The organism is Hylemonella sp. GW821-FHT10B10 (assembly GCF_059415585.1).
The window spans coordinates 611,083-631,911 of sequence record NZ_JBWKNN010000001.1; the positions used below are offsets into that span (position 1 = coordinate 611,083).

The window sequence follows — 20,829 nt, forward strand, 5'->3', positions numbered from 1 at the left end:
GGTTTTCTCGTCGCCCCGCTACATGGCCTTGAAGAGATGGGCGTAGAGCCGGCTCACGGCCAGGCGCTCGCTGCTGCCGCGCAACTGCAGGCTCAGGCGGCCTGACTCGTCGCGTGTGACCTGTTCGATGGCAGCGGCGCGCACCACGGTGCCGCGGTGCACCTGCCAGAAGGCCTGGGCGTCGAGCTGGGGCAGGAGCTCTTTGAGCGGGGTGCGGATCAGGGCCTCCTGGCCGCTTGTGATGACGCGCACGTATTTGTCGGCCGCCTCGAAATAGATCACTTCCTCCACCGGCACCATGCGGATGGCCGTGCCCACACCGGCCTGGATGAGCTTGAGCGGCGCCGACGCGGGCGGTGCGCCCGCGTGCAGCAGACCACGCAGCTGGTTCAGTGTTGCTTCAAAATTGATAGCGCCTTGCGAACGGCCGGCCAGCGCTTGCTGTACGCGCGCCACGGTCTTTTGCAGGCGGGCCGGCTCCACCGGCTTGAGCAGGTAGTCCACGGCCTGGGCGTCGAAGGCTTGCATGGCGTACTGGTCGTAGGCGGTGACAAACACCAGGGCGGGGAAGGGCTGGTTCTGCGGCCACTCGTCGGCCAGCTGGGTGGCGGCGTCCAGGCCGCTCTGGCCGGGCATGCGCACGTCGAAGAAGAGCACATCGGGTTGTCGCGCCAGGGCCTGGGCCACGGCGGAGGCGCCGTCGCCCACCACATCCAGCACTTGCAGCTCGGGCCAGGCGCTGACCAACTCGGCCTGCAGGGCCTGGGCCAGCAAGGGCTCGTCTTCGGCAATCAGGGCGGTGGGGCGGTTCATGCGGCGCAGGGGAAGGACAGGGTGACGGTGGTACCGCCGCCGGGCGGAACGGCCAGGTCCAGCGCGGCCTGTGCGCCATAGGTGGTGAGCAGGCGTTCGCGCACCTGGGCCAGGCCGAAGCCGGTGCCCGCGGGGCTGGCGCCGCTGAAGCCCAGGCCGCTGTCGCTGACCTCCAGGCTCAGCCGGTCACCTGTGCGGCGGGCGGACACGGTGATGTGGCCGCCTTCCACCTGGGGTTCCAGCCCGTGCTGGATGCTGTTTTCCACCAGGGGTTGCAGCAGCAGGGCGGGCACGGGCTGGCTGGCGAGTTCCGGCGGCAGCGTCAGTGTGTAGCGCAGGCGCGGGCCCATGCGCACGGCCATGAGCTCCAGGTAGTCGCGCAGGCGGTCGAACTCGGCCTGCAGCGGGTGGCTGCTGCCGCGCGAGGCGGCCAGCGTGGCGCGCAGGTAGGCGATCATGCGGTCGAGCATGGCGGTGGCGCGCGGCGGATCGGTGGCGATGAGGGCGCGCAGATTGGCCAGGGTGTTGAACAGCATGTGCGGTTCGAGCTGCGATTCGAGCAGGCGCAGCCGCGCCTCGCCGGCCTGGCGGCTGGTCTCGTCCATCTTGCGTTCGAGGTAGGCGCTCTTGTGGCTGCTGTAGAAGTAGTAGGTGCCGGCGATGCCGGCCAGCGCGGTGATGAGGATGGAGCTGCGCGTGAGGTTCTCGCGCACGCCGATGTCTGCGGCCTGCCAGCCGAACACACCGCAGAGGCGGTCGGCAATGGCGCTGCCCAGCAGATAACCGACGACGATGCCACCCACCACCAGCGCGATGCCCGGCCAGCCGTGGGGCCAGCCGGTTTCTGCGCTGGAGGGGAACATGTCGCGCCCGAGGTCGATGATGGCCCAGGTGATGGTGGCGATGAACAGGGAGTACACCACCGGCGGGCCGTAGGGCCGCTCGGGCATGAAGGCGTATTGCAGGGTGGCCACGGCCAGCGCGAAGGCCAGCACCTGCAGGTAGGTGCGCAGTTTTTCGAGCCAGTCGGTTTTCATGGTTCGGCGGTGCTCAGCGTCGCTCGTCCTGGGCGCGCTGCAGGCGTTCGCGCTCTTTTTGCACCATGCGCTCGCGCAGGCCGCCGCCTTTGCCCAGCACAAAAACCGAGATGCCGTGCAAGGCCAGGCCGACGCCCCAGCCGAGCAGCGGCGCGACCGACCAGGGCCGCGTGCCGAAGGCGTAACGCGACATGGCGAAGAGGAACAGATTGACCACCACGTACAGGGCCGCGTGCATGTACCAGCGCAGCTTGGCGCTGGCCACTTTTTGCGCCAGGCGTTCGATTTCTTCGGGGGACAGTGGGGTGCTCATGTCAAACGATTCTAGGGCAGCAGGTGTTTCTGGAAGAAGGCGCTGATGCGCTGGTAGAGCGCGGGCAGCTCGGCGCGGTCGAAGCCCGGCGGGTCGGCCAGCAGGCTTGCGATGCGGGGCGGCAGCTTGTCGGCCGGGGGCAGGGGCGCGAGCAGGGCGCCGTGGCCGCCGGTGGGTAGCAGGGCCAGTTGCACGCAGCTGCTGCAGGCCGCCAGCACCGGGCCGCTGTGGAACTGCGGCAGCAGCCAGCGGTCCCGCCCGGCTTCGATCAGGGCCAGGGGCACGACGGGCTGGGCCAGGCTGTCCAGGTCGAAGTCCACCGCGAAGGGCACGGCTGCCACCGCGGCGCGGATGCGCGGGTCGGTGTGGCCATAGAGGGTTTCGTCCTTCAGCTTGTGGCGGATGATGAAGCCGGCAATGCCCTGCTTGAGGCCATCGAACCAGCCGCCCGTGAGTTCGCTGGCCGCGCCGGTGCAGCCCACGAAGTCTTCGGCCAGGTGGACTTCGCAATGGTCACGCAGGCGTGCAGGAGACCAGCGCCCGCCCGCCAGGGTGAGCGTGGTGTGGCCGCCGGCAGACATGCCGTAGACGCCCACGCGCTGCAGGTCCAGCAGGGGCACGAAGCGTGCGTCGCGGCCCAGCACGTCGATGGCGCGCGAGACTTCGAGCGGGCGCAGCTTCCAGCTTTCGGGGCCGATCTTGCTGTGGTCATGCCAGTTGTCGCCCGCATGCTCGGGTAGGGCCACGACAAAACCGGCGCCGGCCAGGGCCAGGGCCAGATCGCTCTGTGACCAGGGGTCACCCCCGGAGCCGTGCGAGATCACGATGAGGCGGCCGTTGCCGCGCTCGGGCGCGCCCTGCGCTGCGACCTGGAGCGTGAGGCGACCGCGCTGCACGGCCTGGGCCGGGCTGCTGGAGGGGTAGAAGACGGTGACGGGGCCGTCACCTTCGCTGCCGGGCAGTTCGTCCAGGCCTACCGCGGCCTGGGCGGCCAGGCCCATGAGGGCGCCGGCGGCCAGGAGGGTGAAGCGCAACAAGGGGTTCATGCGAGGGTGTTTCATGGGGGTTCCGCTAGTGTCGTGCTTTACCAGGGATCACGCTGGGCGATCAGGCGTTCGCGCTCGCGTTCGACCAGGCGTTCGTGCAGCTGGTGGCCGTGGGTGACCAGCAGCACGGCCAGGCCGTGGATGGCCAGGCCCAGGCCCCAGCCAAGCGCCGGGTAGACGGCCCACTGGCGTTCCCCCAGGCTGGACAGGCCCGCGAGCAACAGGTTGACGAGGATGTAGACGCAGGCGTGGAAGTACCAGCCGAGCTTGACCTTGGCGTGCCGGCGGGCGAGGCGTTCGATGTCGTCGTGGTGCGAGGTGTTCATGCTTTGCTCCTTGCTTGGATGTTTTCAGGCGTGGGTGGGAAGGGACAGGGACGTTGCCGCACCACGCTGCGAGGGCAGCACGAGGCGCAGCAGGCGCAGGCTGCGGCCGGCGAAAAGACCGCTGAAGAAGCCATAGAGGGCGGCCACCGGCAGGGCCAGGCTGGTGTGGGCGTGTTGTTCGGGGTGCAGGGCCAGGAGGATGCCGACGGCGTACTTGGTGCAGAAGATGCCCAGGATCAGCAGCAGCGGCACCCAGCTACCGGGTTGCTCGAACTCGCGGCGTCCGGCGTCGTAGCGCGCACCGGTGGGCAGGGGCTGGCGCAGGACCAGGGCCAGCGCCAGGGCTGCGGCCAGGGCCCAGCAGGCCAGCACCGTGGCCGTGGCACCGAAGGCGCTGACGGTGCCGTAGATGGAGAGCGTACCCATGGCCAGCGGCAGCGCCATGGCGCGGGCCAGCCCGGCGCGGCGGGTGCGGATCTGCGACAGGCCCAGCGCTACGAGGCCGGCCAGCAGGGCCCAAACCCACAGCGGTGTGCCCGCGAGGATCTGCTGGACCAGCGAGGCCGAGTCCCGCAGGCCCAGCCACTGGCCCCAGATCAGGTTGCCCAGATAGCGGTTGGGCAGCAGGGTGAAGGCGCCCGCGACCAGGCAAGCCCCGGCATACAGGCGCAGCATGGCGCGGCGGTGGCCGGCGATGTTGCCGCGCAGCAAATGGCGGAAAGCCACGAACAGCAGGCCGAAGACCACGGGGATCAGGATGTGGATGGGCGTGTAGCCGTTGATGTTGATGATGGTGGTGCTGCGGATGAAGATGGCGGAGACGGCGGTCACCACCATGAGCGTGACCCAGGCGTAGCCGAAGGCACGGTGCAGGCGCGGGTGCTGGGCGCGGCCCAGGCGGGCCCACAGGGCCAGCGGGCCGATGACGGTGGCCGCGACGGCGGCGCTGAGGTGGATGGCGATCACAGGGGTCATTTCCAGGGCCATGGGGCTCTCCTTGGGTGTTCGGTAGGGTGGACTGTGCGGCGGGCCCGCCCGCCAGGCCAGCGCTGTGCGACGGATTGCGCCCGGCGTGGCGCCAGATGCCGCCAGACGGCGCGAACGGCGGGCGGGTTTGCCTGGTCTTTACACAAGCGACACCTGCGACCCATATGGATTTGGGCCTTGTTCCTACAATCGGGCGCATGAAGAAGACATATCTGGTGACGGGCGGGGTGGCGCTGGTGCTGGTGGCGGCGCTGGGTCTGTGGTGGACGCAACGCGCCGGCAGCGGCGAGGTGCAGTACCGCACGGCCAAGATCGAGCGCGGCCCGCTGCAGGCGGCCGTGGCTTCCACCGGCGCGGTGAGCCCGGTGACGCAGGTGACGGTGGGCACCCAGGTCTCGGGCCAGATCAAGGACCTGTACGTGGACTTCAACGCCGAGGTCAAGGCCGGCCAGCTGCTGGCCGTGATCGACCCGGAGACCTTCGAATACCGCGTGCGCTCGGCCCAGGCCGATGTGGACGCTGCGCGCGCCGTGGTGCTGACGGCCCAGGCGAATGTGGTGGCCAGCCGGGCCCAGGTGTCGCGCGCGCAGACCGACCTGGCCGAGGCGCGCCGCACGCACGAGCGCAACATGATGCTGGTGGGCAAGGGTTTTGTGGCCCAGAGCACGGCGGACCAGTCCAACGCCCTGGTCAACACCAGCGTGGAGGCCGTGAAGGCGGCCGAAGCCCAGCTGGGCGTGACGGACGCGCAGGTGAAAAGCGCGCAGGCCAGCGTAGCCCAGCGTGAGGCCGCCCTGGCGCAGGCCCGCATCGACCTGGTGCGTACGCGCATCACCTCGCCGGTCAACGGCATCGTGATCAAGCGCTCCATCGAAAAAGGGCAGACCGTGGCGGCCAGCCTGCAGGCGCCCGAGCTGTTCATCATTGCCCAGAACCTGCGCGACATGCAGGTGGAGGCCGCCATCGACGAGGCCGACGTGGGCCGCATCCGCAGCGGGCAGAAGGCCAGCTTCACGGTGGACGCCTACCCGGGCCAGACTTTCGAGGGCCAGATCGGCCAGGTGCGCAAGGCCGCCACCAACGTGGCCAATGTGGTGACCTATGTGGCGGTGGTGAATTTCTCCAACGTGGACGGGCGCCTGCTGCCGGGCATGACGGCCAATGTGCGGGTGGTGACCGACACGCGCGAGAACCCGCTGAAGATTCCCAACGCGGCGCTGCGTGTGCGCATCGCCGGCCTGGAGCCGGCCGCGCCGGCGCCGCAGGACGGGGCTTCCGCGCCCGCAGCTGCACCTGCCGCCGCACCCGCGGCCGGAGGCAACAACCCCATGAACGAATTCCGTAACCGCCTGGTCAAGGAGTTGCAGCTGAGCGCAGCGCAGACCGAGAAGGTGGATGCGATCTACGCATCGGCGCGGCCGCAGTTCGGGCGCCTGCGCGAGATGGCCGAGGCCGACCGCGCCAAGGCACGCGAGCGCATCACGGCCGACATCCGCGCACGCATAGCCGACGTGCTGACCGCGGAGCAGAAGAAGCGCTACGCCGCGCTGCAGGCCGAGGCGGCCGGCCGCACGGTGACGCGCGGGCGCATCTACCTCATGGGCGAGGACGGCAAGCCGCAGGCTTACAACGTGCGCCTGGGCATCACCGATGGCAGCAGCACCGAGCTGATCGTGCCGCCGAATGCACCCGAGGCTGCCTTGATGAAGGAAGGCGCGCCGGTGATCATCGGCACGACGGGTGGTGGCGCACCGGCTGCAGCCTCCGGTTCCCGCCCGCCGGCCGGTCCGCGGATGATGTTCTGATCACGCCGCGGTTTCGCACGAATTTCTGAACGGACGGTTAGACATGGCCCTGATCGAAGCGCGCGATCTCGTCAAGACCTACACGATGGGAGACACCACCGTGCATGCGCTGCGCGGCGTGTCGCTGGACATCGAGGAGGGTGACTTCGTCGCCATCATGGGGGCCTCGGGCTCCGGCAAATCCACGCTGATGAACATCCTGGGTTGTCTGGACCTGCCCACGTCGGGCCGTTACCACCTGGCCGGCGAAGAGGTGGAAGGCATGGAGGCCAACCAGCTGGCCTCCATCCGCAACCGGCGCATCGGTTTCGTGTTCCAGCAGTTCAACCTGTTGCCGCGCACCAGCGCGCTGGAGAACGTGGAATTGCCCATGGTCTATGCCGGTGTGAAGCCGCTGCCGCGGCGCGAGCGTGCCTTGGCCGCGCTCACGCGTGTGGGTCTGGGCGAGCGCTGGCAGCACACGCCCAGCGAGCTTTCGGGCGGGCAGCAGCAACGCGTGGCGATTGCGCGCGCGCTGGTGAACGACCCGCAACTGATCCTGGCCGACGAACCCACGGGCGCGCTCGACAGCAAGACCAGCGACGACATCATGCGTCTGCTGACCGAACTGAACCAGCAGGGCATGACGGTGGTGATCGTCACGCACGAGGTCGACATTGCGGCCTGGGCGCGGCGCAAGCTGGTCTTTCGCGACGGGCAGATCCTCGAAGACGTGCGCCAGCGCGGGCATCTGGAAAAAGAGGCGCTGGCATGAACTGGCTGGCCGCCCTGCGCACGGCCTGGCGCGCCCTGGCCTCGAACACGCTGCGCAGCATCCTGACCATGCTGGGCATCATCATCGGCGTGGCCGCGGTGATCACCATGATCGCCGTGGGCAGCGGCGCGACCGAGCGCGTGCAGGCGCAGATGAAGGGCCTGGGCTCCAACATCATGCTGGTGGTGCCCGGCGGCGTTTCGCAGGCCGGTGTGCGCCTGGGCGCGCAGACGCGCCAGCGCCTGACCGAAGAGGATGCCCTGGCCATCGCCGTGGAAATCCCCGAGGTGCAGGTGGCTGCGCCCACCTCGCGCACCAGCGGCCAGGTGGTTTCGGGCAACACCAACTGGGGCACGACGATCTATGGCGTGACCAACGATTTCCTGGAGGCACGGGACTGGGGTCTGTCGTCGGGCCGCCCCTTCGACCAGGCCGAGATGGCCGGTTCGGCCAAGGTGGCCTGGATCGGTGCCACGGTGGCGCGCGAGCTTTTCGGCGAGCAGGACCCGGTGGACCAGGTGGTGCGCGTGCGCGGCGTGCCCATGAAGATCATCGGCGTGCTGGCCTCCAAAGGGCAGAATTCCATGGGGCAGGACCAGGACGATGTGCTGATGATGCCCATCAGCACCCTGCGCAACCGCATCTGGGGTGGCGACGCGACCAGCCGTCTCAAGCGCGTGGGCACCATCCTCGTGAAGGTGCGCGAAGGCGAGAACATGAAGGGTGTGGAGGAGAACATCAAGGACCTGCTGCGCCAGCGCTTCAAGGTGCCGGCCGGCACCGAAGACCCATTTAACGTGCGCAACCTCACCGAGATCCTGCAGGCACAGGAGGAGGCCAGCCGCATCATGACGCTGCTGCTGGCGGCGGTGGCGGGCATCAGCCTGGTGATCGGCGGCATCGGCATCATGAACATCATGCTGGTCAGCGTGACCGAGCGCACGCGCGAGATCGGCCTGCGCATGGCCGTGGGCGCCCGCCCGACCGACATCCTGGCGCAGTTCCTGATCGAGGCGGTCACGCTGAGCCTGATGGGTGGCGCCCTGGGCGTGGTGCTGGGCGCGGTGGCGACCTGGGGCGTGGGCGCACTGGCCGGCTGGCAGGTGAGCATGTCCATCGGCGCCATCATCCTGGCCGTGGGCTTTTCGGCCCTGGTGGGTGTGTTCTTCGGTTTCTACCCGGCGCGTCGCGCGTCGCACCTGCTGCCCATCCAGGCGCTGAGGTACGAGTAGTCTGACAAGACCCTTTTGCCGGTATACATATTGATACATGGCTTGCCGTGGAATCGGCAGAATGGGCGCCTTAGCAGACAAGGAAACGAAAGTGCCACGGTTCAGACCCAGCGGATGCGGATTCGAGCAATCCATGCAGCAAGTCCAGCGCGTAGAGGACTTCCGCCAATTACTCCAGGTCATCTCCTCCTATGTGGGCCGCAAGGTCAACCCGGAGGAGGTCAAGATGGATCCCTATGGCATCGACCCGCGCAACCGATGGGACACCTGGGCGGTGATCCTGGTGGACCACGGTCCTATCGGTTTCACCAACGCCTGCCTGGACCCGGACTTCAACCCCGAACAAAGCCAGTTTTCGGGTCTCGCGCCGCTCTAGTCGCGGGGGCTGACGCCCCAAGGCGTCACAATGGACGGACCACCATTCCCGAAGGTCTTCCATGCCAGCCACCCAGCGCCTCGTCCAGGTCTGCCTGTTCCTCGTTGCCGCCATCGCCCTGTTTGGCGGTTCGCTGCAGATGTACCTCGGCCAGCCCGAGACCACCCCACGGCTCGACAACGTGCACCGCTTCATGGCCGGTGTCTATCTGTCCATGGGTTTCATCAGCGCCTGGGCGGCTGTGACAGTGCGCCAGCAGGGCACCCTGGTCTATCTGATCGCCCTGGGCGTGTTCATGGCCGGCCTGGGCCGCCTGCTTTCCATCAGCCAGGTCGGACTGCCCGAGCCGGCGGGGCTGTGGGTGGGTTATCTCATCCCCGAGCTGCTGGTCCCGGTCATCATGGCCGTGGCGCATCGGGCCACGCAGCGCAAAGCTGCAGCGGGCTGACGGCCTGCCGCGGCCGCAGGGCCAGCGATAATCCAGCGACTTCATTGGAGCCTCTGTGGATATCACCCTGCTGATCAAAGCCGCCCTGATGGGCATCGTCGAAGGTCTGACCGAATTCCTCCCCATTTCCAGTACCGGCCACCTGATCCTGGCCGGTGCGCTGCTGGGTTTCGATGACGAGAAGGCCAAGGTTTTCGACATCGCCATCCAGACCGGCGCCATCCTGGCGGTGATCCTGGTCTACTGGCAGAAGATCCGCGCCACCGTGGTGGCCCTGCCCACGCAGCGCCAGGCGCAGCAGTTCACGCTCAATGTGTTGATCGCCTTCGTGCCGGCCGTGCTGCTGGGCCTGCTCTTCGGCAAGGCCATCAAGGCGCACCTGTTCACGGCCGAGGTGGTTGCGACGACCTTCATCATCGGTGGTTTCATCATCCTCTGGGCCGAGAAGCGCCAGGCGCAGGCGGCCACCGCGCCGCGCATCCTGGACGTGGACCAGATGAGCTGGAAGGATGCGGTGAAGGTGGGCCTGGTGCAGTGCCTGGCCATGATCCCCGGCACCAGCCGCAGCGGCGCCACCATCATCGGCGGGATGTTGCTGGGCCTGTCGCGCAAGGCCGCAACCGACTTCTCCTTCTACCTGGCCATCCCCACGCTGATTGGCGCCGGCGTCTACAGCCTGTACAAGGAGCGAGCGCTGCTCTCCCTGGCCGACCTGCCCATGTTCGGCGTGGGCCTGCTCTTCTCTTTCATCAGCGCCTGGCTTTGCGTGCGCTGGCTGCTGCGTTTCATTTCCACGCACAACTTCAACGGCTTTGCCTGGTACCGCATCGTTTTCGGTTGCGTGGTGCTGGCCACGGCCTGGAGCGGCGCGGTGCGCTGGAGCGCCTGACCATGCGGCGCCTCGCCCTGGGTTTGCTGTGGGCTGCGCTGTGTTTTGCGCCGACCCTGGCCCTGGCCGACAAGCTGCCCGCTGGCGTGAAGGTCGAGGTGCCGGGCAGTGTTCCCCTGGTGGCTTACTGGTTTGCGGCCGCAGCACCGGGGCCGCGCCCTGCTGTCGTGGCCCTGCACGGATGCAGCGGCCCCTATGACACACGCGGGCGGTTGACGGCGCACCTGCGCCAATACGCCGCCGACCTCAATGCCGCACAGATGCACATGCTGGTGCTCGACAGCTTCGGTTCGCGCGGCCTGCGCTCGATCTGCGAGTTGGCCCAGGGCAAGCGCCCGGTGCGCGAGACGGACCGGCGTGCCGATGCGCAGGCTGCGCTGCGCTGGCTGGCGGCCCGGCCCGAGGTGGACGCCACGCGCCTGGTGCTGCTGGGCTGGTCGCACGGGGCGCAGACTGTGCTGGCCTCGCTGGATGCCAGCGCTGCGGCCGTGCAGGGACAGACCCTGCAGCCGCGCGCCGCCGTGGCCTTCTACCCCGGCTGTACCGAGGTGTTGAAAAACAGCCAATACCGCCTGCAGGCGCCGCTGCTCATGATGGTGGGCGAGCGCGATGACTGGACAGCGGCCGCCCCCTGCGTGCGCCTGCACCAGCGTCTGGGCACGCAGGCGCCGCGCTTCGAGCTGGAGGTCTATGCCGACAGCTACCACAGCTTCGACCATGCGTCTGAGCCGAGGGTGCGCGACAACGTGGGCAGCACGCGCAGCGGTCAGGCCACTGTGGGCGGCAACCCGGCCGCCCGGGTGGCTTCGCGCGAGCGGATGTTCCGCTTCCTGAGCGAAGAGCTGAAGTGATCAGGCCGCTGCGGCCTTGAGTTCACGCACGCGCTGCAGGTTCAGCAGCGCGGCTTCGATGGCCGCGGCCGTGGTGATGGGCTGCTCCATGGGGAAGAGGTGCGAGCCGTCCAGCAGGGTGATGCGGCCCTTGGTCACCTTCTCGGTCATGGCCATGCCCACCTGTTTCATCTCCACCGAATGGCGCCCGCCAATGAAGGCGGCCGGGCATTTGAGTGGATGCCGCTTGAGCAGGTTGTCCAGATGGTGGGGGATGGTGTTGTAGATGGCGGTTTCGACTTCGCGCGTGAAGCTCAGCACGCGTTTGCCGTCTTCGTCGTGCATGCCATGTTCCACGTAGTCGCGCAGCACCTGCGGGTCCCAGCGGGCGAAGGCCTTTTTGTGGCGCAGGTGTTCGATAGCCTCCTCGACGCCGGGCCAGCTGTTGCGCCGCGCCTTGCTGATGGCGCCGGGCGAGACAGCGCCGATGAGCTGCGTGCGTTTGGCGACGTTCACGCTGGTGGCGCGCCAGCCGCCCAGGATGGGCGAGTCGATCAGCAGCACGCCGCAAGCCAGTTCCGGGTGACGCGCGGCGGCCATGAGACTGAGGAAACCACCGAGCGAGTGGCCGACCAGGAAAGCCGGCTCGCCGCTCCTGTTCACTTCGGCGCCAGCGAAGTCGGCCAGTTGCTGTACCAGGTGCGGCCAGTTGCTGGTGACGGGGTAGGCCTCGTCGTGACCGTACTTCTCGATAGCCTTGACCTTGAAGCCGCGGCGGCGCAGTTCGGCGAAGAGCACACGGTAGGTGCTGGCCGGGAAACTGTTGGCGTGCGAGAAGATGATGGGGGGTAGGTGGGAATTCATGGGCGGTTCGCGAGTTTCTTGAGGGCGTAGAGCGCATCGAGCGCATCGCGCGGGCTCAGGTCGTCGGGGTTGATCTCGGCCAGCCGCGCTTCCACTGCGCTGGGGGCGCCGGCGTCCATCACGGGCGGCGGCGCGAACAGATCCACCTGGGCCTGGCTCTCGGAGGCCGAGGTCTCCAGCGCCTCCAGCGCGTGGCGCGCGTGGTTGACCACGCCGGCGGGCATGCCGGCCAGGCGGGCCACCTGGATGCCGTAGCTGCGGCTGGCCGGGCCGCTCTGGATCTCGTGCAGGAAGACGATGTCGTGGCCCGACTCGGTGGCGCTCACATGCACGTTGACGGCAGCGTGGTGCTTGGCCGGGAATTCGGTCAGTTCGAAGTAGTGCGTGGCGAACAGGGTGTAGGCCTGGGTCTTGTCGTGCAGCTGGGTGGCGATGGCCCCGGCCAGGGCCAGACCGTCGAAGGTGGAGGTGCCGCGGCCGATCTCGTCCATCAGCACCAGGGACTGCGGCGTGGCGGCGTGCAGGATCTGCGCGGCCTCGGTCATCTCCAGCATGAAGGTGGACTGCGCGTTGGCCAGATCGTCGGCGGCGCCGATGCGGGTGTGGATGGCGTCGATGGGGCCGAGGCGGCAGGCGCCGGCGGGCACATAGCTGCCCATGGAGGCCAGCAGCACGATGAGGGCCACCTGGCGCATATAGGTGGACTTACCGCCCATGTTCGGCCCGGTGATGATCTGCATGCGCTGCTTCGGGCCGAGGCGCGTGTCGTTGGCGATGAAGGCGCCGGAGCTGGTCTCGGCCAGGCGGGCCTGCACCACGGGGTGGCGGCCGGCGGTGATGTCGATGCAGGGCTCGGCGGCAAAGACCGGCGCACACCAGTCCAGCGTGAGCGAGCGTTCGGTCAGCGTGCACAGGACGTCCAGCGTGGCCAGGGCACGTGCCGTGCGTGTGAGCGCGGGGATGTGCGGCTCCAGCTGGTCCAGCAGCTGTTCGTAGAGCCACTTCTCGCGGGCCAGGGCGCGCTCCTGCGCCGAGAGGGCCTTGTCCTCGAAGGCCTTGAGCTCGGGTGTGATGAAACGCTCGGCGTTCTTGAGAGTCTGGCGACGCCGGTAGTCCTCGGGCACGCGGTCCAGGTTGCTGCTCGTGACCTCGATGTAGAAACCGTGGACCTTGTTGAACTGCACGCGCAGGTTAGTGATGCCGGTGCGGGCCCGCTCACGGGTTTCCAGCTCCAGCAGGAAACCGTCGCAGTTGGTCTGGATGGCGCGCAGCTCGTCGAGCTCGGCATCCAGGCCGTCGTTGATCACCCCCCCGTCGCGTACCAGGGCGGCGGGTTCGGGCAGGATGGCGCGGGCCAGCAGCTCGGCACAGCCGGCAGGCGGCAGCAGGTTCTGGGCGACCTGGGCCAGCAGGCCCGTCTGCCCGGCCATCACCGGCGCCAGTTGCTCTGTTTTTTGTAGCGTCTGCTGCAGCGCCACGAGTTCACGCGGGCGCACCTGGCGCAGAGCGATGCGCGCGGTGATGCGCTCCACGTCGCTGCAACCCTTGAGCTGTTCGCGCAGTTGGGTCCAGGGGCCGCCGCGCAGGGCGGTGAGGGCGTCGAGCCGCGCCTGGGCTGGAGCCCGGTCGCGCGCGGGCTCCAGCAGCCAGCTCTTGAGCAGGCGGCTGCCCATGCCGGTCATGCAGGTGTCGAGCAGGGAGAAGAGGGTGGGGCTGTCCTCGCCGCGCAGGGTCTGCACCAGCTCGAGGTTGCGGCGCGTGGTCTGTGGCAGGTCGATCAGCTGGTCGTTGCGCTGCACGCGCAGGTTGTGCACATGGCTCAGGGTCCGGCCCTGGGTGTGTTCGGCGTAGGCCAGCAGCGCGGCGGCGGCGGCGTGGGCCTGGGGCAGGTCGGCCGCGCTCCAGGCGGCCAGGCTGGCAGCCTTGAGCAGCCCTTGCAGCTTGCTCTGGCCCAGTGCGCTGTCGAACTGCCATTCGGGGCGCAGGGCGAGGGCCATGCCGCTGGCCTGCTTGAGCGCCTGCAGGCGTTGTTCGAAAACGGGGGTGCTGCCGGCGCTGTAGATCAGTTCACCGGGGGCGATGCGGGCCAGCCATTCAGGCAGCTCGTCGGGCCCACATTCGGCCAGGTTGACTTCGCCCTGGGTCACGCTGAGCCAGGCCAGGCCCAGGCTGTTGCGGGGGCCCTGGTGCACCGCCAGCAGCAGGGATTCGCTCTTGTCGCTGAGCAGGGCGCTGTCGGTCAGCGTACCGGGGGTGACCACGCGCACGACCTTGCGCTCCACCGGCCCCTTGGCCGTGGCCACGTCGCCCACCTGCTCGCAGATGGCCACCGATTCACCCAGCTTGATCAGGCGGGCCAGATAGGTTTCGACCGAGTGGAAGGGCACGCCGGCCATGACCACGGGCTTGCCGCCGGACTGGCCGCGCTGGGTCAGGGTGATGTCGAGCAGGCGGGCCGCCTTCTCGGCGTCCTCGAAGAACACCTCGTAGAAGTCGCCCATGCGATAGAACAGCAGGGTCTGCGGGTACCCGGCCTTGAGGCCGAGGTACTGCTGCATCATGGGGGTGTGGGAGGCGAGATCGGCCACTGGGTTTGCTGACATCCGGTCGAGTCTATCAATACCGTGGTGCGCGCACGTCGCCGCGGCTTTCCAGCCATGGCCGGCGCACCCGCGGAAAGTTACACTGTCGCGATGCACAACTTGCTGCAAGTGTTCATTCACATACGAGTGGGGGTTCCATGGGCTTGAGACTCAAATTCAATCTGGTGCTGGTCGCGGTTTTCCTGGTCGGCTTTGCGGCCTCGGGCCTGATCTCGCGCCAGCTGCTGCAGAACAATGCGCGCGACGAGGTGGTGCGCAACGCTCGGCTGATGATGGAGGCGGCGCTTGCTGCCCGCTCCTACACGGTGACCCAGATCAAGCCCCTGCTCGACCCGCGGCTGGAGGAGGTCTTCCTGCCCCAGTCGGTGTCGGCCTATGCGGCGACCGAGATACTTTCCGCCGTTCAGAAGAAACACCCCGGCTACAGCTACAAGGAAGCCACGCTGAACCCCACGAATCCGCGCGACCGGACGACGGACTGGGAGGCCGACATCGTGCAGCAGTTCCGCAACAACGTGTCGGTGAGTGAAGTGATCTCGGAACGCGAGGGTGCGACCGGGCGTCAGCTCTACATCGCGCACCCGATCCAGATCACCAATGGCGCCTGCCTGGCCTGCCACAGCCTGCCCGCCGCGGCGCCGGCGAGCATGCTCAAGATCTACGGCGAGGCCAATGGCTTCGGATGGAAGCACAACGAGATCGTTGGTGCGCAGGTGGTGACCGTTCCCATGGAGGTGCCCATCCAGAACGCCGATCGCGCGCTCCAGACCTTCCTGATCTCGCTGGCCGGCGTGTTCGTGCTCGTTTTCGTCGTGCTCAACCTGATGTTGAGCTGGATGATCGTGCGCCCCATCCGGCAGATGTCCCTGGCGGCCGACAAGGTCAGCACGGGTGACTTCGATGTGCCCGAGTTCGCCGAGAGCGGCAAGGACGAAGTGGCCGTGCTGGGCGGCGCCTTCAACCGCATGCGCCGCAGCCTGGACAAGGCCATGCAGATGATCGACCGCGGCGAGTGAGGGCCGCGGCAGGCACATGACAGGCAAAGCGAACTCCGGGGACGTGGCGGCGCTCGAGCCGGGCCAGACCGTCTACGAGTACCGCATCGACAAGGTGCTGGGGGGCGGGGGCTTCGGCATCACCTACCTCGCGCAGGACGTGAACCTGCAGTTGCCCGTGGCCATCAAGGAGTATTTCCCGGCCAATGTGGCGGTGCGCGACGGAGACTGTACGGTGCGTGTGCGCTCCGGCGACGGCTCGGAGCGTTTCGACTGGGGGCTGGAACGTTTCATCGATGAAGCGCGAGCCTTGGCCTCCTTTCGGCACCCGAATATCGTGCGGGTGCTGCGCTACTTCAAGGAACACGGCACCGCCTACATCGTGATGGAGTACGAGTCAGGCGATCCGCTCAAGCTCTGGGCGGCGCGCCAGCTGGCCCTGAACCAGGGGGCCTTGCTGCAGCTGGTCTACCCCCTGCTCGACGGGCTGGAGGCGGTGCACAAGCTCAACTTCCTGCACCGCGACATCAAGCCCGACAACATCTACATCCGCGCCGACGGCAGCCCCGTTCTGCTGGACTTCGGGGCCGCGCGCCGTGTGAGCAGCGACCACGACATGACCAATATCGTGAGCCCCGGTTTCGCGCCCTTCGAGCAGTACCACAGCAAGGGCAACCAGGGGCCGTGGACCGACCTGTATTCGCTGGGTGCGGTGTTGTACTGGCTGGTCACGGGGAACAAGCCCATGGAGGCCGCCTCGCGCGTGCGCGAGGACACCATGCCCAAGGCGGTGGACATGGCCAACCGCGCGGCCTTCGGCCTGCCGCTGCTGCAGGCCATCGACTGGGCACTGCAACCCCATGAGAAAGACCGCCCGCAGAGTGTGGCCGCCCTGCGCAATGCCCTGCGCAATTCCGAGCTGGCCCCGACCGAACTCAAGACGCAGCTCCATACCCAGCTCCAGACCCAGGTGATGCCGGATCGGCGCAGCACGCCGCGCACGGACGGCGACGAGCATTCACGCAAGAACGTGATGGGCACCATCATGTTCCTGGACCTGGTGGCCTATTCCACGCGCAGCGTGGACCAGCAGGTGGCCATCAAGACCCTGTTCAACGAACTCATCAGCAAGGCCATCGACGGGGTGGATGCCTCCTCGCGCATCATGCTGGACACGGGGGACGGTGCGGCCATCTGCTTCCTGGGCGATCCGGAAGAGGCGCTGGTCTCGGCACAGCTGCTGCGCGACCTGCTGCTGCAGAAATACCACCAGAAGCTGTCCATGCGCGTGGGCCTGCACCTGGGGCCGCTGCGCCTGCTCAAGGACATCAATGACCGCATGAACGTGGTGGGCGACGGCATCAACGTGGCGCAGCGCATCATGGATTTCTCCAGCGCCAACCAGATCATGGTCTCGCGCGCCTACTACGACGTGATCTCGCGCATCAGCGACGGCGCCGAGGAACTGTTCGAGTTCCTGGGCGAGCGCTATGACAAGCACCAGCGCGCGCACGAGGTCTACCGCCTGCTGGACCAGCGCGGCGTGCGCCTAAACCCGGCCGCCAGCGAGTCCACGACCATGCTGCTGGCCGACCTGCCGCCCATTCCCGTCGAGGAGGTGCAGGCCATCGAAGCCGAGCTGACCAAGGCCATCGGTCCGCTGGCCCACGTGCTCATGAAAAAGAGCGTTTCGCGCGCGGCCGACGCCCAGGCCCTGCGCGAGATGCTGTCGGTGTCCATCCAGGACCTGGTCGCGCGCGCGGCCTTTGTGGCGGGCCGCAGCCGGCGGGAGCAGACGACCACCTTGCCGCCCGGCCGTACCCATCCGCTGAGTCAGCCCCTGTCGCAACCGATCTCGCGTCCGTACTCGGGCAGCGCCAACACCAGCGGCCGCACCAGTGCCAGCACACGTACCGGTAGCGGCGTGCCCAACTTCGAGCCCGCACAGCTGGAGCCGCTGGAACGTGCCCTGAGCCAGTACATCGGCCCGCTGTCGAAGACCCTGGTGCGGCGCGAAGCGTCGAAGCAGACCGAATGGGGCGCCTTGCTGCAGGCCCTGGCGGCACAGATCGACAAGCCCGAGGACCGCCAGCGTTTCCTCACCGCGGCTAGCAAGGCCCGCGGGCACTGACGTCGCGCTGAATCAGGCCAGACCGAGCAGGCGCGCCAGGCTCTGCTCATCCCCCGGTGACACCAGCATCAGGTGCTGCTCCAGCTCCCGCAGGTGCTGGTCCATGAGCTTGACCGCGCCCGCCGCATCACCTTTGGCGATGCAGTCCACGATGCGTTCGTGCTCGTCGTGTTCGCAGGCCGCATTGCCCGGGGGCTGGTGCACGGCCACGATGAGGGAACAGCGCGAGACGATCTCGCTCAGGTAACGCTGCAGGATGGGGTTGCCCGAGAGTTCGGCCAGGCGCAGGTGGTAGGCACTGGCCAGACGGGCCCAGGCCGGCTGGTCGTAGCGGTGCATGGCCTGGTGTTCCTCGCGCAGCTGCTCGCGCAGGGCCTTGAGGTCGCGTGCGGTGGCGCGTTCGGTCACCAGGTGCACGATGGCGGCTTCCAGCGCGCGGCGTGCCTCGAAGATCTGGCGGGTTTCCTCGCGGGTGGGCACGGCCACGATGGCGCCGCGGTTGGGGCGCAGTTGCACGATGTGATCGTGCTCCAGTTTTTGTAGCACCTTGCGCACCACCGAGCGGCTGACGTTGAACAGCTCGCACAGCGGTGCCTCCGGCAACTTGGTGCCGGGCTTGAGGCGTTGGCTCATCACGCTGTCGAAGACGGCGCGGTAGATGCGCTCTTCCACGTCACCGCTTTCATCGTTCTTGAGCAGAGCCTCTTCCACGCGCGGTGCCGCGGCGGCGGATTTGCGGGCCGGTGCCGTGTGGCGGGGGCGCTTGGCGCGGGTGGAAGTGTCAGTCGATTTGGGCATGCAGGGTACGGGCCAGTCGGATCAGTGCCAGGTCGCTGCCTGCGGGTCCCAGCAAGGAGATGCCCAGCATATCACCTGAGGACGCGCGCAAGGGCAGGCTGACCTGGGGCAGGCCCGAGAGGCCGGCGATGCAGGTGATGGCCATGCTGCGCAGGCGCACCGCGTCCACCGCGGCGGGGTCGGCGTTGCGCAGCGGGGCCAGGCTGGCGGCCGAGGGCAGCACCAGCACGCCGTCCGTGCCCAGCAGACTGCGCACCTGGGCGCGCATGGCGGCCGCTGCGCCGCGCGCGGTGGCGGCGGCCTCGGCCGTGACGGTGCTGGCGTTGTGCCAGCGCGCGGCGATGGCCGGGGCGAAGACCGGTTGCGCCTGCTGGATCCAGGCGCCGTGGGAGCGCCAGCCCTCGTAGGCGCCGGCCGTGACATAGGTCTGGCGCCATTGCGCCAGACCCTGGGGTTCGGCCACGCGCACCACCTCGGGGGTGACGGCCAGTTGCCGCGCCAGTGCGTCACGCACGGCCTGCAGGGGTTCGGTGAAGAGGGGGTCGGCCAGGTCCCAGGCGTCCTGGGCCACGAGCAGACGACGCGGTGTGTAGCTGCTGGCGGGCAGCAGCACGGCGCCCACGCGTTCGAACACCTCGCCATCGCTGGCCAGCCAGGTGGCGGTGTCGAAGCTGGGATGCAGGGGCACCAGGCCGCGGGCAGAGACCAGGCCGTGCGTGGTGCGCAGGCCCCACAGGCCGCAGTAGCTGGCGGGCACGCGTGTGGAGCCGCCGGTGTCGGTGCCCAGGGCGAAGTCCACCAGGCCGGCGGTGACGGCAGCGGCCGAGCCGCTGGAGGAGCCGCCGGTGACGCGGTCCGGGTAGCGGGCGTTGAGGGGCGTGCCGTAGTGGAGGTTGTCGCCGTGCAGGCTGTAGGCCAACTCGTCGGTCAGCACCTTGCCCATGAGGGTGGCGCCGGCCTCGAGCAGCTGGGCCACCACGTCGCTGTGGCGCGTGGCCACGGGGTGGGTGGCCAGCCAGGTGGGGTTGCCGGCGCCCGTGGGGTGGCCCGCCACGTCGAACAGGTCCTTGGCGGCGAAGCGCAGGCCGGCCAGGGGGCCGGTGGGCTGGCCTTCAACGACGAAACGGCCGTGCGGCACCCAGGCGCCGACGGTGTCTGTGATAGGGAAGTTCATGCGTAGTCCTCGGGGTGCAGGCGGGCCAGGCCCTCCATGTGCTGGCAGATGGCGCCAGGGGTGGTGAACCAGATCTCGCCACGGTCGCGCGCTGCGGCCAGGTGCTGCAGGGCACGGCGCAGGTGGCGCAGGCGGTAGGGCTGGCCCACCAGATAGGGGTGCAGGGCGATGCCCATGACCAGGGGCTGGCTGCGCGACTGATCGAGCATCTCGTCGAAGTTGTCGATGATCATCTGCGCGAAGTCCTTGCCGTCCAGCTGGCGGCCCACGATCATGGGGATGTCGTTGATCTCCTGCGGGTAGGGGATGGACCACAGGCCGCGGCCATCCCGCGTGCGCATGATCTGGGGCTGGTCGTCGTGGCTCCAGTTGAGCGTGTAGCGGTAGCCGGTCTCGGCCAGCAGGTCGGGGGTGAGCAGGCTCTCGGAGATCCAGGGCGAGAGCCAGCCGGCCGGCGTGGTGCCGCTGCGCAGCCGGATACGCTCGCGGCACTGTTGCAGCAGCTCGCGCTCGGAGGCTTCGTCCAGCACACCCTGGCGCTCGGCATTGCTGTGGCCGTGGCCCACGATCTCGTCGCCGCGCGCGACGCAGGCCGCCACGAGTTCGGGGCAGTGGTCGTAGAGCGCGGTGTTGATGAGGGCCGCGGCGGGCAGGCCGAGCTGGTCGAACAGCTCCAGGCAGCGCCAGGCGCCCACGCGGTTGCCGTATTCACGCCAGCTGTAGTTCAGCACATCGGGCTGGGGCGAGGCCGGGCCGATCATGGCGCCCAGGCCTTCACCGAAGGCGAAGTGCTCGATGTTGAAGCCGAGGTAGACCGCCAGGCCGGCGCCGCCGGGCCAGCGGTAATCCGGGCGGCGCGTGATGGGCCGGTAGGCAAAACGCCCGTGGTCGGGCAGGGGGCCGAGGTATTGGGCCGGCATGGTGCTCATGCGCCTCACAGTGTGGCCAGGCCGGCGCGCACCAGCAGCCATTCGGCGCTGTCGTTCCAGACGTCCATCTGCGTGATCAGGCCCTGTTTCACGACATAGCGGTCCACATAACGGTTGCCTTCAAAAGGCGTGCCGTCAGGCCAGACGCCGTAGAGCGTGCCGCGGCTGTAGACCACGGTCTCGTCCGCCGTGCCACCGGCCACGGTCTCGGTGGCATCGATCTTTTTCTTGACCCACTGGTAGCGCGTGGCGTTGAAGGCTGCGCATTCGGCGGGTGCGCGCATCTCGCGCCCGCCCGTGAAACGGATGCGCAGGCCGGGCGCGACAAAGCGGCTCGCCGCGGCGGGCTCGGGGATCATCAGCAGGCGCAGGTATTCGTCCACCACGGCGGCAGGGGTGGCGGGTGCCTCGGTGTGGTTCATGGCCTTGGTTTCCATGGTCGTTTTCCTCTTGGTAAGCCCCCTTTTGGTGCCGGATGC

The 20,829-nt window shown here is 68.3% G+C and carries 21 protein-coding genes; 9 read left to right on the plus strand and 12 right to left on the minus strand.

Annotation, left to right across the window (positions count from 1 at the left end; all coding sequences use genetic code 11):
• Positions 1-18: 18 nt before the first annotated feature.
• The 6 genes from AC07NT_RS03015 to AC07NT_RS03040 are packed head-to-tail and all read right to left on the minus strand — an operon-like array spanning position 19 to position 4,522.
• Positions 19-813, minus strand: a complete 795-nt coding sequence (locus tag AC07NT_RS03015) for a LytR/AlgR family response regulator transcription factor (RefSeq protein WP_498597908.1) — start codon at positions 811-813, stop codon at positions 19-21.
• On the minus strand, positions 810-1,850 hold the full coding sequence (locus AC07NT_RS03020) for a sensor histidine kinase (RefSeq protein WP_498597907.1): 1,041 nt from the start codon (positions 1,848-1,850) through the stop codon (positions 810-812). Before AC07NT_RS03020 ends, AC07NT_RS03015 begins: the two co-directional genes overlap by 4 nt.
• Positions 1,851-1,863: 13 nt before the next feature.
• On the minus strand, positions 1,864-2,163 hold the full coding sequence (locus AC07NT_RS03025) for a 2TM domain-containing protein (RefSeq protein ID WP_498597906.1): 300 nt from the start codon (positions 2,161-2,163) through the stop codon (positions 1,864-1,866).
• Positions 2,164-2,174: 11 nt separating this feature from the next.
• A complete protein-coding gene (locus AC07NT_RS03030; protein WP_498597905.1) occupies positions 2,175-3,224 on the minus strand; it encodes an alpha/beta hydrolase family protein in 1,050 nt (349 codons plus the stop codon).
• Positions 3,225-3,247: 23 nt separating this feature from the next.
• Positions 3,248-3,535 (minus strand): 2TM domain-containing protein, encoded by a 288-nt coding sequence (locus AC07NT_RS03035; RefSeq protein WP_498597904.1) that lies wholly within the window; start codon positions 3,533-3,535, stop codon positions 3,248-3,250.
• A 24-nt stretch (positions 3,536-3,559) separates the two neighbouring features.
• Positions 3,560-4,522: a DUF6622 family protein gene (locus tag AC07NT_RS03040; RefSeq protein WP_498597903.1), complete on the minus strand. Its 963-nt coding sequence runs from the start codon at positions 4,520-4,522 to the stop codon at positions 3,560-3,562.
• A gap of 197 nt (positions 4,523-4,719) precedes the next feature.
• Here AC07NT_RS03040 and AC07NT_RS03045 point away from each other — a divergent pair, with 197 nt between their 5' ends.
• From AC07NT_RS03045 to AC07NT_RS03075, 7 genes are all read left to right on the plus strand, one after another.
• Positions 4,720-6,327 (plus strand): hypothetical protein, encoded by a 1,608-nt coding sequence (locus AC07NT_RS03045; RefSeq protein WP_498597902.1) that lies wholly within the window; start codon positions 4,720-4,722, stop codon positions 6,325-6,327.
• Between the two features lie 43 nt (positions 6,328-6,370).
• Positions 6,371-7,081 carry an ABC transporter ATP-binding protein gene (locus AC07NT_RS03050; protein ID WP_498597901.1) on the plus strand — a complete coding sequence of 237 codons (711 nt, stop codon included), beginning with the start codon at positions 6,371-6,373 and terminating at the stop codon, positions 7,079-7,081.
• Entirely contained in the window at positions 7,078-8,313 is a 1,236-nt protein-coding gene (locus tag AC07NT_RS03055; protein WP_498597900.1) for an ABC transporter permease, read from the plus strand. The genes AC07NT_RS03050 and AC07NT_RS03055 overlap by 4 nt, the downstream gene beginning before the upstream one ends.
• A 133-nt stretch (positions 8,314-8,446) precedes the next feature.
• Positions 8,447-8,689 (plus strand): hypothetical protein, encoded by a 243-nt coding sequence (locus AC07NT_RS03060; protein ID WP_498597899.1) that lies wholly within the window; start codon positions 8,447-8,449, stop codon positions 8,687-8,689.
• A 61-nt stretch (positions 8,690-8,750) separates the two neighbouring features.
• Positions 8,751-9,137 carry a DUF4345 family protein gene (locus tag AC07NT_RS03065; RefSeq protein ID WP_498597898.1) on the plus strand — a complete coding sequence of 129 codons (387 nt, stop codon included), beginning with the start codon at positions 8,751-8,753 and terminating at the stop codon, positions 9,135-9,137.
• 55 nt (positions 9,138-9,192) lie between these two features.
• Positions 9,193-10,026: an undecaprenyl-diphosphate phosphatase gene (locus AC07NT_RS03070; protein ID WP_498597897.1), complete on the plus strand. Its 834-nt coding sequence runs from the start codon at positions 9,193-9,195 to the stop codon at positions 10,024-10,026.
• Positions 10,027-10,028: 2 nt separating this feature from the next.
• Positions 10,029-10,877: a dienelactone hydrolase family protein gene (locus AC07NT_RS03075; RefSeq protein WP_498597896.1), complete on the plus strand. Its 849-nt coding sequence runs from the start codon at positions 10,029-10,031 to the stop codon at positions 10,875-10,877.
• Here AC07NT_RS03075 and AC07NT_RS03080 read toward each other — a convergent pair whose 3' ends face one another.
• Both AC07NT_RS03080 and mutS read right to left on the minus strand, forming a co-directional pair.
• The gene (locus AC07NT_RS03080) at positions 10,878-11,720 is read right to left on the minus strand and encodes an alpha/beta fold hydrolase (RefSeq protein WP_498597895.1); all 843 of its coding nucleotides are present in this window, start codon (positions 11,718-11,720) and stop codon (positions 10,878-10,880) included.
• Positions 11,717-14,323, minus strand: a complete 2,607-nt coding sequence (gene mutS / locus AC07NT_RS03085; RefSeq protein ID WP_498597894.1) for a DNA mismatch repair protein MutS — start codon at positions 14,321-14,323, stop codon at positions 11,717-11,719. Before mutS ends, AC07NT_RS03080 begins: the two co-directional genes overlap by 4 nt.
• Before the next feature lie 137 nt (positions 14,324-14,460).
• Here mutS and AC07NT_RS03090 point away from each other — a divergent pair, with 137 nt between their 5' ends.
• Positions 14,461-15,339, plus strand: a complete 879-nt coding sequence (locus tag AC07NT_RS03090; protein ID WP_498597893.1) for a c-type heme family protein — start codon at positions 14,461-14,463, stop codon at positions 15,337-15,339.
• A gap of 16 nt (positions 15,340-15,355) precedes the next feature.
• Positions 15,356-17,449, plus strand: coding sequence for a protein kinase domain-containing protein (locus AC07NT_RS03095; protein ID WP_498597892.1), 2,094 nt, complete (start codon positions 15,356-15,358; stop codon positions 17,447-17,449).
• A gap of 12 nt (positions 17,450-17,461) precedes the next feature.
• Here the strand turns inward: AC07NT_RS03095 and AC07NT_RS03100 are convergent, their stop codons facing one another.
• From AC07NT_RS03100 to AC07NT_RS03115, 4 genes are read right to left on the minus strand one after another with little or no spacing between them, the layout of a single operon-like run.
• Positions 17,462-18,247, minus strand: coding sequence for a GntR family transcriptional regulator (locus tag AC07NT_RS03100; protein ID WP_498597891.1), 786 nt, complete (start codon positions 18,245-18,247; stop codon positions 17,462-17,464).
• Positions 18,231-19,421 (minus strand): amidase, encoded by a 1,191-nt coding sequence (locus AC07NT_RS03105; RefSeq protein WP_498597890.1) that lies wholly within the window; start codon positions 19,419-19,421, stop codon positions 18,231-18,233. Before AC07NT_RS03105 ends, AC07NT_RS03100 begins: the two co-directional genes overlap by 17 nt.
• On the minus strand, positions 19,418-20,341 hold the full coding sequence (locus AC07NT_RS03110) for a polysaccharide deacetylase family protein (protein WP_498598508.1): 924 nt from the start codon (positions 20,339-20,341) through the stop codon (positions 19,418-19,420). Before AC07NT_RS03110 ends, AC07NT_RS03105 begins: the two co-directional genes overlap by 4 nt.
• A 14-nt stretch (positions 20,342-20,355) precedes the next feature.
• Positions 20,356-20,787 carry a nuclear transport factor 2 family protein gene (locus tag AC07NT_RS03115; RefSeq protein WP_498597889.1) on the minus strand — a complete coding sequence of 144 codons (432 nt, stop codon included), beginning with the start codon at positions 20,785-20,787 and terminating at the stop codon, positions 20,356-20,358.
• Positions 20,788-20,829: the final 42 nt, after the last annotated feature.